Origin of the sequence: Methylotenera sp. N17 (assembly GCF_000799155.1) — a bacterium.
GTDB lineage: Bacteria > Pseudomonadota > Gammaproteobacteria > Burkholderiales > Methylophilaceae > Methylophilus.
The window spans coordinates 820,941-836,697 of record NZ_JUGE01000001.1 but is presented as its reverse complement, the minus strand read 5'-3'; the positions used below and the strand labels follow the sequence as shown (position 1 = coordinate 836,697).

Sequence of the window (15,757 nt, the reverse complement as noted above, 5' to 3'; positions counted from 1 at the left end):
CTGTCCACTATTATTCCACTACTAAGTCAAACCTTTTGTGACAATTATTGAGCTCTGAAGTTGTTAAGTGAATTGTGAGTAATTATCAAGCTATAGCAGCATTTCCCTAGACCTACTATGTGATAAGTTGGAGTAGCTTTTGAGGAAAAAATATAGTATCAACATCAATATCCATCCCCCGCTGATTTGCGACAACAGCAATACCCAAAGCCATAAAATCAAGTACAAACGCATTTTCTACCAAACTACCATATTCAGGCGATATATCTCCCAACTTTTTGTCTTTAGCTCTCAGCTTAAAGTCTTCTGATGCTTTTTTAAGTAAGACTTCATATTGCGCCTTATCTCGATTGATGACACTCTCATAAAGCTTAATATATATATCCAAAAGCTCTTGTCCGTATAGCAGCTTAAGTTTGCTGTAACTTTTCAATAGTGAATTAAACAATGACTTGTCATCCAAGATAAAAGCACCTAAAAGCCTCGCGCTTAGCTCGAACCACTCTAGTTCTTGAGTAAGCTTAAATGTTTTCTGCGCTTGTGCCAACTTGATTGCTAAATTAATGTCGCCCGACAATAAACTACAATAAATCGGCAACCCAAAATTAGCCGTCAAGTCCCGATTCTTCTGAATATCACCTGTTGTCTGCTGTGGGAATTTATCACCATCCTCTACCAACTGTATTAACTCTAATGCGAACACTTTTCCGGCAGAAAAAGTTCTCAGTGCAGTGGCAAAGTCCTGATCTATCCGCGCCTGTATCATCCCTAAGCAGAGGGCTGATTGAGATACCATGCGAACATTAAAAGCAATATTTCTCCAGTCTTGCTTGGCCCGTACAGTTTGGAATATCTCCTCAGTTCTACTTATTTGACGGAGCAAACTTTGTCTTTTGCGGTTAAGCATCTCTTCAAAACTTACTGCCATTAATTACCCCTAATTTTTATTGCTGCCTCAGGTTCCAATCTGAAGTTAGCAGTGCTTTCAAAATTCAACTGATACAAACTTTTACCACGATAAAAACTTGCAAAACTATCCACATTGCCAGCTCTAAATCCAGCTATCAAATCGTCAGCAAGAGATACATTTGGGTTATCTGCACGGGCTAAATATTTTGTCAACCTATCGATATTATACAGTCTACCACCCTGCCTTAAACCATTGGTATCCTCTACCAATCTAGCTAAACCAAGTCCATTCTTGGCTTCCAGCGTTGCGTAGTGTCCGGTTTGCTTATTAATAAAAACAAGGTCAATACCTTGTTTCCCACTATATGCAAAGCTCTGGTCTATAAGATCAAAGCCCAAGGATTCCATCTGACGCACACCGTAAACAATACCTTTGGCTTCCCTTAACGGACCAGCGCCGCTAACAGCATTACGTGCAATCAATGGGGTCAGACTCGATTGATTTATTTGTTTTATTTAAACGCATCTGCTTTTCCATCTCCACCTTTTGCAAGTTTTCAACGCTTCGGTTAAGTTGACATCCATCCACTCCCCCTATTTTAAGCCTAATATTAATTGGGAATAAATCTTGGAAATTGCGGGTAGCTCAACCGCACAAACTCACTTAGCACTTGGTCGGCTTCTGCTTCGGATTTATAAATTGTCGTCGTAAAACGCACAATCGCACCATCGGTTCTGTTTAGCTTAATCGCGTCATACAATAGCGCAAATTTCATGGGGAATTCATTCGATAAATCACGGCCACGTTGATGAAACCAGTAGTAAATCAATTGTTTAGATTCGCCTTTGGCAATCACCATTCGCGTCACTTCAAAATGCTTGTTTGCATCCAAGTCAATACGATGTAACTTGGTGTCAGTAATTTCCCAGCCACCCCCCGGAATACACGCTTTGGGGGAATGCGGCACAAAGCCACGGCGTTGCGATTCGGTATAGCCTAAATACACGCCTACGTTTCTATTAGCACGGTTATAGTCTGCCAAGAAATAATCTTTGAGTTTAAGAATGTCATTTTCGCCGTTTTGGAACTCATGGCGACGCCCTACCCAGCCGTCTATTTCCAATGGGTACTGGTCAAACGTGACACGCGTTGGGATGACTTCATCGCGATGGTGAATGGTCAGCGTAGATAAGGTTGTCACCAATATGCAGATGAAGGCAATCACGATTGGACGCTTATTGATCCTGACCTTGGATGCATCTGCAGCAATGCTATGCTTGGCTTCAAGGTAATCAAATGAATCTGCCAAGGACTCACGTTTACCAAGCACACGGTTAATCACTTTCACTTCTATCAGCAAGGTAATAATGCAAATAATGAAGATGACCCAACCTTCAAAATAATGCATAAAGCCTTCTGCTGCTTTAATGCCAGAGTGATTGACAAACAAAGCTACCACCGCAATCCTGAAACTGTTCATGACGATACTGATAGGAATGGTGGTAATAAACAGCAGAAACCGCGCAAAAAATGGCGCTTTATACATATACCCCATCATCAGACCGATGGTCATCAGCGGGTAGGTATAATTTAAGCCGCTACACGCTTCTACCACTTGTAACTTATAGATACCTAAATCAATCACATTACCTTCTTGGTAGACGGACATACCGAGCAAGCGAATGATGTGCACACCTAAATCTGAAGACATGAGTTGAAACTTGCCGGAAAGCATCACATCCAGCATGTAAGGCAAAGGAATCACCACCAAAATATGCAAAAATGGGATGGTAACTTTCCGAATCTGCACGCCGAGGATGGTCCAAGCAAAGCCAAACAACAAGAACACCAGCGCATACTGCACGATAGTCCAAATTGCGCTGAGCTCCCCTATCATCAAAATGATGGCCGAAAAGACAACTATCCCCACGCCATACCAAGCATGGGTATTTTCTGCATTTAATTCATGCCGCTTAATCCAGGCTAGGTAAATGGCCAATAAGAAGACGATAGGCGCATGGCTGTAACGTTCCTCTCCCCAACGCACCCAGATTTCCAAAATGGCATCGTTAAAGATGAGCACTAAAGCTGAAGCGACCAATGCAAAGACAAAAAGTCGCCAATGTTCGCTCAATGTTTTTTTAAAAAGTGACATAGATAAAATTGGCTAAGATGGATTTGATGATAAAACTTGCTGATAGTAGTGCGTCATGGTGTCTATTTTGTTGTCCCACATAAAATGCGCTTTCACGCGCGCAATCGCTGCTGCGCCTACTTGATAGCGCAGTGTCGGATTCACCGCCAACACATCAATATGATGCGCAAATGCTTTTACCATGGCCTCCCTAGAGGAGGGTTCCACCAGATATCCTGTATCAGCAGCAATATAATCTGCCGGACCACCCCAGTTGGTAGCAATCACCGGCAAGCCGCGTGCCATGGCCTCTAACACCACCGCACCTCCGCACTCACGCAGGCTAGGTAGTACAAAAATATCGGCCTCATCGTAGTAACGATTCACTTCCACATGTGGCACCAAGCCGACAAAGCGGATGTTGCTATAGCCTTTCTCTTTAGCGTACTGCTCTAAAGATGCACGCTCTTCACCATCGCCCACAATGATTAAATTCACCTGCTGCGTTGTGGTTGCAACAGCATCCATCACAATATCCACAGCTTTCCAATCCACCAAGCGCCCAACAAACAGCACATTAATATTGCTGTCTTTATGCGTCACAATAGGTGCGTCTCTAGTGGTAAAAACGCCATTTTCTACCAATTCAACTACCTTACCCAATTTAAATCGTGGCAGGCTATTGGCTGTTCTTTGGTTTGCCACTAGCAACATATCCGCAAAAAACTTACCAGGAATCAACAGGTTATAAAAGGTTGATACCACCTTAACCAAGCGGTACACCACTTTTTCAAACTTACCCGACATATCTGCAAACGCCTCTGGAAATGTCATGCCGCCATTCATCGGGCCGATGATGACCGGCACGCCTAGCCCAAACATGGCGGACGGTTGTGTGGCAGAAACCGGTGCCGGCTCATGAATCACGTCAATTTTCTTTTCGCGAATGATTTTTCTGGCCAATTTCCATTGGTAGCATTGGGTAATCAGGTGCATTAAAAAACCAATAATCACAACGCGCACGCGTTCTGGTAAAAATCCAAAATGCCGATGCAGCATTTTATGCATCCAAGTATCCGGAATATAAAACACGTGATCTTGTTGAATATCAGCAATTTGCTGAATAGAGGCTTTGACGCGCTCATGCGTAATCAGATACGCCTGATGTGGCGTATTTGAAAGCAATCTAAAATAGTTGAGGGGAAGCATGGCCTCCCCACCAAAGATGTTAGAAGCATGCTCACAGACGATTAATACGTTGAGTGGGCGCATATGAAAAGCTCTCTGAGTATAGATCTAAAGACGCGTGTGACCTGGCATTATGAGCCAAGCACACCAAAGTCATTGCGGTCTTTAATCACTTCACGCACTAAGCCAACATCAATTTTATCGGCACCGGTGGAGAAGCCATACACCAACGCGGTATCACATAAAATGTTGATGCTACGCGGGATACCTCTGGTGGTTGATGCGATTTGTTTAATGGCCACAGGCGTGAATAAAGGCGTTTCTCGGCCTGCCACTAATAAGCGATGGTTGATATATTTTTCCACTTCAAAGTCTTCCAAAGGTGGAATGTAAAAATCAACTGAAACGCGTTGGAAAAACTGTGTTAATTCTGGCTTTCTTAGCAAATCACGCAGCTGTGGTTGCCCGACCAAGATAATCTGCAAAAGCTGGTCTTTATCTGCGTTGATATTGGAAAGCATGCGCAAAGACTCCAGTGCATCAGCCGTGAGATTTTGCGCTTCATCCACAATCAATACGACTTTTTTATCTTCTGCATAACTTCTAATCAAAAACTGCTGAAATGCATCAAACAATGCAATATTGGACTTGCCTTCATAGGGTTGCCCAAACGCCAGCATAATCCAGCCCAACAAGTCATCGATATGTTTATGCGTGTTGTAGACAATGCCTACTTGCAACTGATCGCTCAGATTGTTGAGCAGATGTCTTACCAAGGTGGTTTTACCGCAGCCAATTTCGCCGCAGATTACTGAGAAGCCGGCACGGTTCTGAATGCCATACTCCAACATGGCATACGCCATGCTGTGACGTAAGCTAAAAAATAAAAAGTCTGGGTCTGGTTGAATTGAAAATGGCTTTTCTTTTAAACCATAAAAATCTTCATACATATTGTGAGTTGCCTTAATTTTTTATAGTGAAACGTTATACGTTCTTGAGTAGCGCTGCAATTTCTTTAGTAAACGCTTGGTCTTGATTTTTTGAAAGTGATAACGCCTTCTCCAAACTTGCCTTTGCTTTGGCCTGATCATTTTTAGCTAGATACACTTTACCTAAATGATAGTGAAAAGTCGCATTATCTGGTAATTTTGCCACCGCCTCATTTAACAAACGCGACGCTTCATCATATTTTGCTACACGATACGCAATCCAGCCAACTGTATCCAGAAACTGTGGAATGCCAGAGCCTTTCAGTTTTTGCGCGCGCTCATAGGCGCTATTCAGCAACTTAGGGTCAGTTTCATAATCGGCCACAATACTCACGTAGTTATTGAGTGCAACCAATAACTCCGGATGGCTAGCTAATATTTTCTCATAAACCTCCATTGCCGCTTTATAGTGCTTATTCATCTGGTGCACTTCTGCCAGCAGCATATACAACTCAGCGCTGTTCGGGTTGGCGCTAATGCCCTTTTCTATTGTCGCTTTTGCGCGCACCAAATCTCCAGCTTTTGCGTAGGAAGAAGCCAGCTGTTGATAAGCCTCTGTTTTATGAGGTTCCAGCACAATAATATTTTCAAAAATTTCTTGTGCTTGTGCAGATGCATTCGAGGCATCGTAAATTTGTGCTAACAGTAATTTTGCATCGTAATTATTAGGTTGCGCTGTTAATACGGTATCTAAAAATGCTTTTGCTGTGTCTGTACGTTGTTTACTCAAATGCACTTTTACAATGGCTGTGATAGCTTCCATGTCTTCCGGCAATTTTTTATGCGCTTTTTCCAACATGGCAATGCTGCCTGCATCGTCCCCTTTGCGCATTAAAATTTCAGCTGTAATCATTTCAGCTAAATTTGAGTTAGCTGCATTTTGAATGCTATCGGCAATGCTTTGCGCACCTGCAATATCGCCTTTAGCCAGTTTTAATTGTGCTAGCAGTTTGGTTGCAGCCATATTGCTGGGGTTACGTTTTAACGTGTTTTGTAAAATATCTTCGGCACGTGCAAAGGTTTGTTTACCCATGAGCGATTTTGCGTATGGCACCGCATAAGCTGGCGAGTATTTGCTAATCTCCAACGATTTAGTGTAGCTCTCGTCTGCCAAAGCATTCGAGCCCGTCAGCTCATATGCCCTTGCAATAAAGTAATACGCTTGCGCAGAATTTGGTTGGTCTCTTAATACTGATCTTAAGTCTGCAATGGCAGTCTCGTACTGCATTTCATCAATCTCAACGCCAGACTTCACAATCAACGCATCCACGTTTCTTGCGTCTGCCGCCAGCACTTCTTGAATCAACTGCATGGCTTCTGTTTTTTTGTGGTTCGCCAATAGTTTAGTGGCCACTTTTACCTTGGCGCTCAAGCCTTCTGGTTTGTTGCCCGCCACTTGAATGATTTTGCGCAATTGGCTTTCTGCTGCTGCCGCATCTTGCTGCGATTCATATAAATTCACCAACTGAAAATTCAACTCCACATCGTCAGGAGTTTCTTTCACAAATTGCTCAAGTGCCAATCGCCCAGCTTTAGGCCCTTTGGTTTTGAGCAAAAATTGTACTAAATTGATTTTAGGTGCCATTGCCGATGCATCCAATGCAATAATTTTTCTTAACTGCACTTCTGCTTCGGCTGGCTTATCATGTTGCATGAGGAACTCTGCATACTTCGCATTGAGGTTTGCGTCGCTTGGTGTTGCTTCTACCAAGGCTTTAAACGTTTTTTCAGCTTCTGCTACATTGCCGGTTGCCGTCAATACGTTCACCTTAAACAATTGAAGTAATAAGCTTTTGTGGTCAATCGCAATGCCTTGGTCTAAATATTTGAGTGCACTTGGTAAATCTTTCTGCGCAAACCGTTCAGAAGCCAACAGCATATAAGCATCGATATTGTTAGGGTCTTTGACCAAGACTTGATTGGCTTTTTCTACCGCAGGGTTAAATTGACCTTGCTTTAAATCAATCGCCGCAAGCACCATGGTGGCGCCTAAGTGGCCTGGTGTAATGGCTAGCGCGTTATCCGCATTTTCTTTGGCTTTATCAATCTCACCGGCGGCTAAAAAAAGTTGTGCGATTTTCACAATCGCTTCTGTATGTTTTGGCTGGTTATCCAACACGCTATTTAATAGGGAAAAGCAGGCTTTCCAGTCGGATTGTTTTTCTGCAACCAGCGCCAATCCATACACGGCTTCGGTCATGTCTTTTTTCATTTGCAATGCATTTTGGAACTCTAGCTTGGCTTTGGCCGGATCAGTCTCTAATAGCGCAATCCCTTTTTCATAATAAGCTTTTGCTTTTTCTTCTGGCGAAGCACAGCCTACTAACGTCAATGTCAGCATCAAACCCACAGCCAGCAACCATTGTTTACTACCAAAAAGCTTTGTACTACCAGACATACGCACCCTATCTACTTTGTTATTTGTATTGTTCGTACTTGCGCAAACGCGCGATCACAATCGTTAAAACTTTTCTTTCCACTCTCTAAATACCAAGACTGGAAAAATGAACGCATCCACAAAATAGCGTTTTGCCAACCGTTTCGGTTCGGTCATCAATCGATGTAACCATTCCATACCAATCTTACGTACCCACATCGGCGCCCTTGCTTTTTCACCTGCTAAAAAGTCAATTGTCGCACCTACACACAAAATTACTTTGGTGTTGAGCTGTTTGGCATACTGTTTAGACCACAACTCTTGCTTTGGCGCACCCACGCCAAATATCACAACGTCGGCTTTCGCCTCGCTAACCAATTGGCAAATATGCAAACTAGCCTGCTCTGATTTTTCAAAGCCAAAATCTGGGCTAAATAAGCCAACTACTTGCACTTGTGACCAGTTGTCATGGATATTGTTTGCGGCCTTTTCAGCAACTCCTGGCATGGCACCTAGCAAAAAGACCTTTAATGGTCGGCTTTTTTCATGCTGAAAATAGTCAAACAATGCAGGTACCAAATCGCTTCCGGAAACGACTTCTGGCAAGGGACGGCCTAATAACTTAGAGGTGAGCACAACGGGCCAGCCGTCTGCCACAACTAAAGATGCGCCTGAATACGCTTGTTTGAACTGTACATTGCTGTGTAAATTCACAATATGATCGACATTCGGTGTCACCACATAGTGATTATGGATCTCATCGGACAAAAGCCACTGTCCAATTCTCTCAACCGTTTCTTTCATCGTGAGTTGATCGATATCGATGTTAAATAATGTGATTCTTTTATTCGTATTTGTATTAATCATGGTCTCGTTTTGATCTCACCCAATCCACCTGTCGACGCACTATAAATTTTAAATATAGCGGCACTTTCATGAGTAAAACGCATGGTGCCAGCAACAAGGTGTTTAAAGAAATGATGCTTCTCGCAAACCAATACCAAGCAATTAATATGCCAAACCCTAGTAAGCACAGCGCAATGGTCATCACTAACAAAGGCAAAGTAACCGCCGATAACCATGCAAGCAACAACGCTATCAGCCATAATCCTAACGTTAGCATCAGTAATAATGCGAGTGGTGGCACTGCTAAATCCATTAGCTGCGCAAATAGCAATCCATTTTTTTGTTGAATGGCTTTAGGCAAATAACGTGGGAACTCCTGAGCAATCAGCCCAAGATGGCCGTGTTCCCAGCGCAGACGCTGTGTAGCTATGCCCTGTGCTGTTGTTGGAAAGTAGCTCTTTACAGACACACGATCACAAAAGTAAGGGGCACGGCCTACACTAGCCAAATCTAGCCCTAACTTCATATCTTCAACCAAATGCCCGTTAGCTAAATCGGCATTAGATAAGTCTGCCCAAGTAAAGGCCATGCCGGTGCCCATGAGCTGACATGGCAACCCAAACCATTGATAACCCATTGGTCTCACAGTGTTTTTAACTAACCAAGCAAACTCCATCACCTGCTGCTTGATACCTCCGGGCGTTGGGAAGCGCATTTGATAATTCGCTTGTATTGGGCGTTTCCGCGCAACACATTGCACCGCCAACTCTTCAATCAAGTGTTGAGAAATCTCACAATCTGCATCAATAATCATCACCACGTCCGGTGGCGCATCTTTTAAATACTGCATGCCATAATCCAACGCAAACCCTTTGCCACGCTGCGTTTGATGGAAACGCTCTAGCACGATGACATTGTATTCTCTCGCCACTGCTGCCGTGTCATCCGTGCAATTGTCCGCGACTAAAACCAAGCGATCTTGTGTTTGTAGCTGCGGCAAAATCGAGCGTAATGTATTGCCTAAGCCAAGCGCTTCGTTGTGCGCAGGCACAATTACCGCCACACTTGGACGTATTGATGATGCGACTGTTTGCGTATGCTGTGGTTTTTTCAAGGCAATGACAGCGGCTACAATTTGAACAAACAGTACGGCTATTGGAATCAACACCACACAAGATACCAACAAAAAAATCACAACGAATATTGTCATTATTGGCTACTCGCTTATGCTGTTTGAATAAAAACTGCCAATTTTTTGGCTTCTATGTCTATGTTATGACGCTTGGTGACCGTTGCATATGCAGCCTCCCCCATTGCAAAAAGGGTCTCTTCAGAAGCCAATAATGCATTCTTCATGGCGTCAGTCAGTGCATCTACATCTCCTGCTGGGACTAACCAACCCATGGTTTCATGTTCTACCAATTCAGGTATGCCAGCAATATAAGTAGAAATGACCGGACGTTTTAGCGACATCGCCTCCATAATCACCACCGGTAATCCTTCAGCAAAACTGGGCAATACCATCGCTCTGGCAGCCAGTAGATAATCACGCACTTGATCACTGCTAATCCAACCAGTGATTTTAATGTGTGTATTCAGCTGATACTTTTGTATCAACGCCTCAATTGGTTGCCTTAACTCACCATCCCCTGCCAGTACCAGCTCAAATGCAATCCCTTGATCTGCCAGCTTCTTTGCTGCCTCAACCAATAGCAGCTGGCCTTTTTGCTCACATAAGCGGCCTACACAAACCAGCTTTAAGGGATACTGTCTGTCCGTGATGGCCACGTCATAAAAACTGGGCTCAAGCCCACAATGAACGACCTTAATTTTATGCCAGTGTGAATAATCCACCCAACGCTGTAATTGGCTTCGGCCAAAGCTTGAAATCGCCACCACAAACTTGGCTTGCTCAATTTTTTGTTTGAGTTTTAAAAATTGTGGTCGGTCAAACTCTTCCGGCCCGTGCACGGTAAAGCTATACGGAATACCAGATAATAGATGCACAAGCATGGCGATTTCGCTTGGGTTTGTCCCAAAATGGGCATGGATATGTTGCGATTGAAAGGCTTGCATGAAACGTAGTGTTTGACATGCTTCCAGCAAATAGACCAAATGATATGGCACGCTACGGTCTGCACGTATCCCCATCTTAATTGCGCAGATAGCAGCGTTTATAAACCGCACTGGATGAGCCAAAAACACGCTGCAGCCAGCACTTAGCAAGCCAAGCAATCCTGCTTTTAGCACGTACTGCGTTAAGGTTTGCTCATGAATATCTTCTTTGTCGATAAGTTTTTCATCCCAGCCGCGCAGGGCAACACGCTGTACTTCAAAACCTTGGCGCTCTAACGCCATAATCTCGCGACGAATAAACGTATGACTGACTTTAGGATATTGATTAATTAAGTGTGTGATGCGCATTTGACGATGCATTCAATAAGTTTAAGGGCGCTTGTATGAGCAAGCAGTGTTTCAAGATTGCTTTACCATGCAATATTTGCATACATGCCGACATCAATTTTCCGGCTTGGAAATGATTTTTGCTGGCACGCCTACTGCAGTTGCGTAGGCAGGCACATCAATAAGAACGACTGCATTGGCGCCGATTTTAGCATGGTTGCCAACATGGACTTTGCCAATCAACTTAGCTCCCGCGCCGATATCCACATGCCCACCAATCGCTGGAAGGTCGCCAGCTTCATTGCTACCTAAGGTCACCTGTTGCAGAATCAAACAATTAGGCCCAATACTCACCCCAGGGTGTATCACAATACCATTGGGATGCGGGATTAATAGACCGCCGCCAATTTGTGTATTGATGGGAATATCGGCCCCTGTGACTGCCGACCAAAAACGGTGTTGTAACACTGCAACGATCTTTATCACACGGGCAATTACCAGCCAATAGCGATCTGCATGTTGATAGCGCCGAATACTCGCCAACAAAGCACGTGGTGGCGCCCACTCTAGCAACGATTTTTTTTCACGTTGCCAGTCTGGTGTTTCAGCAGAAACTTCTGAATTCGTCATAAATATATTGAATTAAGTTATGTTCGCAATTTTGTATGTCAATACACTTAAAATAAGCATTATTTATACTCAATAAGCGTTGATTTCACGTTCAATAAGCGGTGCCAGGTATATCGCAATTGCCCATACATTTCCGCCACTTTACCCAACATCAAGTATTTTACATAGACTGAAGAAAAGTTGCCTAAATGCTTGTGTTTGCTCAATAAACGGAAATACTGCACTATAAACAAACCTGTCAATGCGATAAATACTAGTGGGCATGCCAGCAAAGCAATCAGCCATAAAGCGGGTAAGATACCACCCCAAACCCAGGCACGTCGCGATTCATTGACCCAATGATGCTCTGGCGCGGCGCCATGCAAACGGCTGCCTTCAGCATAGGCATATCCTGCCCGCACCGTACGTTTCCACCACTGAGAGAATTCCGTTATCGCTGCATCATGCAATGTCATGTCATGGTCCAAGCGCCATACGTCAAACCCTAGCTGCCTAATGCGTATACATAGCTCTGGCTCCTCGCCGGCAATCAGGTTTACATTAAACCCGCCCACCTGCTTGAATACTGCCACACGCATCATGGCATCGCCACCACAAGCCTTGGCTTTTCCAATCGGCGTGTTCCACTCAATATCGCATAACTGATTATAAGGTGTCGCTTGCGGATAACGCTCGCGCCGTCTACCACACACCACGGCCACTTGTGCATGATGAGATAGAAAGTCTGCAGCATGACTGACCCAGGCTTGATCCACCATGCAGTCACCATCCACAAAATGCACGTAGCTTAAATCTGGATAATGTTGAAGAAGTAGTTCAAACCCTGCATTGCGCGCACGCGCTGCAGTGAATTTAATCGACATATCCAACTCAAGCACATGTACATGTTGTGCCTGTGCGTGCTGAACCGACTGATCGGTAGAAGCAGAGTCTACATACACAATGCGTGGCGTATACGCAGCAATTGATGCCAAACAGTCCACCAAACGACTACCTTCATTGCGGCCAATGACAACAAACCCGATGTCATTACGCATGTGTGGACTCATTGCTTAATAATGTCTGACTCATTTTTTGGCTTTCACCACGGCCGGCACACCTACTGCTATCGAATTATCGGGCACATCACACAATACAACAGCATTTGCGCCAATAGTCACATTATTGCCAATACGAATATTGCCTAGAATTTTAGCGCCAGCCCCTATATCTACGTTATCACCGAACACTGGCGCGCATGGGTCGTCAACATTCTTTAACCCGACCACAACCCCGTTTCTAATTCTGCAATGATGGCCAAATTTGGCATACCCACTGACGACGATCCCACCAAAGTGGTCAATCACAAAGCCGTCGCCAACTTCCACCTCACAAGGAAACTCTATACCAGTGAGTATCTGTACACATTTGTATAAAAACTTATAAATAAAAGAACATATTTTCCGCAGAAGTGTATTGTTAATTTGATAGCGCCATCGACCAAACCGATAGACCACCATCACCCAAAACCCTTGGGCGCCCCAATCGTTTTGGTAAGTGGTTAAATCTGCGCGTATATGATTAAACATATCAATTGCTTAGCGCAGCACGCGGCTACCAGCGCGCGAGAGATAGGTTAACTTTAAAAACAGGCCAAGCCCTTTAAAATTCAACACTTGACGCAATTGACCTGGCGTTTTAAGTAGTTGTTTAACTGCTAAAATTGCTTCAGCGATGATGGTCAGCAGCACATGTAAGCACACAGATAGCAACCCTAGGTTCTTACGGAAATATAATAATTCGCTCTCAATTTGCAAGGCGCTGACTTGTCGGCTGACTGAAGAAATTGAATGGTCTATTTTTGCGCTTTCCCCCCCAATATGCACAACAGGCGCATCTGGGTAGTAAGTTACTTGCCAGCCTGCCTGCTTGGTGGCATAGCAATGATCCACTTCTTCGTAGTATAAAAAATAACGTTGATCAAACAGACCCACTTGATCAATCGCTTCTTTTCTAATCAAGTAATAACAGCCAGGCACCCAATCACAATCCCTTACACTTTGATGATCCCACGCCATGTCATCTACCAATTGTGTACTTGGAAACAGTTTAAATAGACCCGTGCGATTTAAGAAGATATTGAATGGCGTAGGAAAATAACGGCATGATGGTTGTAGCACACCATCTCGCCCCAGTAGCTTAACACCCAAAATACCAGTAGTAGGGTGGCTATCCATAAAGGCAACTGTTTTCTGAATGGTATCCGCTTCGACAAATGCATCGGTATTTAAAAGCAATACATAACGCCCGCGATATTGCGGAAGCACTTGGTTATTTGCGCGGCCAAAACCAACGTTAATTGCATTCGTGATGAGTGTAACGTCCGGGAATATCTGTGCGACCATCTCCGCTGAGCCATCTCGCGAAGCATTATCCACCACAAAAATTTCAAGATTGAGCTGATGCTTGGACTGCTTGACTAAATCAATGGCTTTTTTTGTCATTTCAGCCGTGTTATAACTCACGAAAATTATTGATACGTCTACCAAACTGAATCCAATCTATTTACGGAAAACACTTTACTTGAATACTTACGTTTACTTTGTAAAAAACAATCAATTGCTATTCTTTAAATAGTGATAAATATAACTTAATGACAGTATCTTACTTGTTATAATCATTACATAATTTTAACCACAGATAGCGCCTTACATTCTGTTTTTTATTTTCGAAAATGCGTTTTCATGCCTGAGTTTATTAAAGCCTACATTGTTATCTTAGTGCTCTCAACATTTGCTTTTCATTTTGCAAAAAAAGCAACCGCAGGTATCTTACCCAGCACCCAATTCAATTATTTAAAAAACAGCTGGCTCGTTGTAACCAGTTTTGCATTTTTGACCTTCAACTTTTGGCTATTTTTAGCAGCTTCTTGCGTATTTGTTGCCGTGCGCGTAAAAAAAACTGCCCAGCCGCTTGCATTATACATGGCGCTGCTCACGGCTGTACCACCCATCACAGCAGCCATTCCCGGCTTTGGCGTCATGAATTACCTCATGCAAGTAGATTACTTGGTGATGCTTTCTGCTGGCCTACTGCTGATTGTCTACTTTAAACTCAAGTCTCCGCAGCCAAGTTTTGGGCGCATTAACACAGACGTGTTTTTACTATGTTACCTATTGGTCAATATCGGTCTTAATTTGATTGGCACCACCATGACCGACAATATTCGTCAGTGCGCGGTGATCTTTCTGACGACGTTTTTGCCTTATTACATCATTAGCCGACGCGTACAAGATGTAGATCATCTTAAGGCAGTGTTTGCCGGATTCATGGTCGCCTGCTTTCCCGCTGCAATGATTGGCTTGTTTGAAGCTGGAAAAAGCTGGTTACTCTACACCTCTATCCAGCATGCGCTTAATCAATATTGGCAATATGGTGGATACTTAATGCGTGATGGCGGCCTACGTGCGAGTTCATCATTCGGCCACTCCATTGCCTTTGGCTTTACCATGGTGATTGCCTTAGGCTTTTATTTGTTTGTGCAATCGACCATTAAAAACAAATTCTTTAAACTTGCAGGGTTCGGCATTATCACTTTAGGCCTCATTGCACCACTTTCCAGGGGGCCGTGGGTCGGCGCCATGGTACTCGTGACTATCTACCTATACCTTGGTAGAAACGGCTTATCCAACCTACTTAAATTGGCAATGGGCGGCATACTTACGCTGGCCTTGGTGCTCATGCTACCCATCGGGGGTAAGGTCATGAATTTACTGCCATTTGTTGGTAAAACGGATAGTCAAAATGTAGACTACAGACAACAACTGCTTGATACCTCGCTGATTGTGGTGGCTAAATCACCTTGGTTTGGTAACCGAAATTTCAAAGAAGCGCCTGAAATGAAAAAGATGGTCCAAGGCGAGCACATTATTGATCTGGTCAACATCTATGTCTCTGTGATGCTTAACAGTGGTTACGTTGGATTATTTTTCTATCTCGGTATGTTTTTAACTGCTATTTGGGCAGCGTACAGAGCCATGAAGAGAATCAGAACTGTGCACAACGAACTCTTCCAAATTGGTCGGTCACTCATCAGCTCCATACTGGCCGTGATGTTCATGATTGCAGCCATGAGTGATACGCTGATTATTCCCTACTTGTACTATATGCTGATTGCACTTTGCGTAGCATATTCACAAATAGTCAAGAAAGTGCTGCTGCTAGAGAGTCTGCCGACACAGCCAGTGCCAACTTAGCACTTGGATTTATACTACCAAAGACCGAGTGTTTTGCGCGTTACG

General features: G+C 43.8%; 14 protein-coding genes. 1 reads left to right on the top strand and 13 read right to left on the bottom strand.

What is annotated here, in order from left to right; all coding sequences use genetic code 11:
- Window positions 1–115 precede the first annotated feature (115 nt).
- The 13 genes from FG11_RS04025 to FG11_RS03965 all read right to left on the bottom strand — a co-directional run bounded on the left by FG11_RS04025 (window position 116) and on the right by FG11_RS03965 (window position 14,005).
- A complete protein-coding gene (locus FG11_RS04025) occupies window positions 116–928 on the bottom strand; it encodes a hypothetical protein (protein ID WP_047533284.1) in 813 nt (270 codons plus the stop codon).
- The gene (locus FG11_RS13635) at window positions 928–1,392 is read right to left on the bottom strand and encodes a hypothetical protein (protein WP_052184924.1); all 465 of its coding nucleotides are present in this window, start codon (window positions 1,390–1,392) and stop codon (window positions 928–930) included. Before FG11_RS13635 ends, FG11_RS04025 begins: the two co-directional genes overlap by 1 nt.
- A 128-nt stretch (window positions 1,393–1,520) precedes the next feature.
- Window positions 1,521–3,065 carry a VPLPA-CTERM-specific exosortase XrtD gene (gene xrtD / locus FG11_RS04015; RefSeq protein ID WP_047533282.1) on the bottom strand — a complete coding sequence of 515 codons (1,545 nt, stop codon included), beginning with the start codon at window positions 3,063–3,065 and terminating at the stop codon, window positions 1,521–1,523.
- Between the two features lie 12 nt (window positions 3,066–3,077).
- Window positions 3,078–4,316 carry a glycosyltransferase gene (locus FG11_RS04010; protein WP_047533280.1) on the bottom strand — a complete coding sequence of 413 codons (1,239 nt, stop codon included), beginning with the start codon at window positions 4,314–4,316 and terminating at the stop codon, window positions 3,078–3,080.
- Between the two features lie 47 nt (window positions 4,317–4,363).
- A complete protein-coding gene (locus tag FG11_RS04005) occupies window positions 4,364–5,182 on the bottom strand; it encodes an ExeA family protein (protein WP_020181788.1) in 819 nt (272 codons plus the stop codon).
- Between the two features lie 34 nt (window positions 5,183–5,216).
- Window positions 5,217–7,619: a tetratricopeptide repeat protein gene (locus tag FG11_RS04000; protein WP_052184923.1), complete on the bottom strand. Its 2,403-nt coding sequence runs from the start codon at window positions 7,617–7,619 to the stop codon at window positions 5,217–5,219.
- A 63-nt stretch (window positions 7,620–7,682) separates the two neighbouring features.
- Entirely contained in the window at window positions 7,683–8,465 is a 783-nt protein-coding gene (locus FG11_RS03995; protein ID WP_047533279.1) for a WecB/TagA/CpsF family glycosyltransferase, read from the bottom strand.
- On the bottom strand, window positions 8,458–9,654 hold the full coding sequence (locus FG11_RS03990) for a glycosyltransferase family 2 protein (protein ID WP_047533278.1): 1,197 nt from the start codon (window positions 9,652–9,654) through the stop codon (window positions 8,458–8,460). The genes FG11_RS03995 and FG11_RS03990 overlap by 8 nt, the downstream gene beginning before the upstream one ends.
- A gap of 14 nt (window positions 9,655–9,668) precedes the next feature.
- On the bottom strand, window positions 9,669–10,868 hold the full coding sequence (locus FG11_RS03985) for a glycosyltransferase family 4 protein (protein WP_047533276.1): 1,200 nt from the start codon (window positions 10,866–10,868) through the stop codon (window positions 9,669–9,671).
- Window positions 10,869–10,961: 93 nt separating this feature from the next.
- Complete coding sequence (locus tag FG11_RS03980; protein WP_047533274.1) at window positions 10,962–11,477, bottom strand: serine O-acetyltransferase; 516 nt, start codon at window positions 11,475–11,477, stop codon at window positions 10,962–10,964.
- 59 nt (window positions 11,478–11,536) lie between these two features.
- Window positions 11,537–12,514, bottom strand: a complete 978-nt coding sequence (locus FG11_RS03975) for a glycosyltransferase family 2 protein (RefSeq protein ID WP_047533272.1) — start codon at window positions 12,512–12,514, stop codon at window positions 11,537–11,539.
- 30 nt (window positions 12,515–12,544) lie between these two features.
- Window positions 12,545–13,045: a serine O-acetyltransferase gene (locus FG11_RS03970; RefSeq protein ID WP_047533269.1), complete on the bottom strand. Its 501-nt coding sequence runs from the start codon at window positions 13,043–13,045 to the stop codon at window positions 12,545–12,547.
- A gap of 9 nt (window positions 13,046–13,054) precedes the next feature.
- Entirely contained in the window at window positions 13,055–14,005 is a 951-nt protein-coding gene (locus FG11_RS03965; RefSeq protein WP_268747035.1) for a glycosyltransferase family 2 protein, read from the bottom strand.
- A gap of 195 nt (window positions 14,006–14,200) precedes the next feature.
- On the opposite strand from FG11_RS03965, the gene FG11_RS03960 reads away from it, so the two are divergent.
- On the top strand, window positions 14,201–15,712 hold the full coding sequence (locus FG11_RS03960) for an O-antigen ligase family protein (RefSeq protein ID WP_047533266.1): 1,512 nt from the start codon (window positions 14,201–14,203) through the stop codon (window positions 15,710–15,712).
- Window positions 15,713–15,757 lie beyond the last annotated feature (45 nt).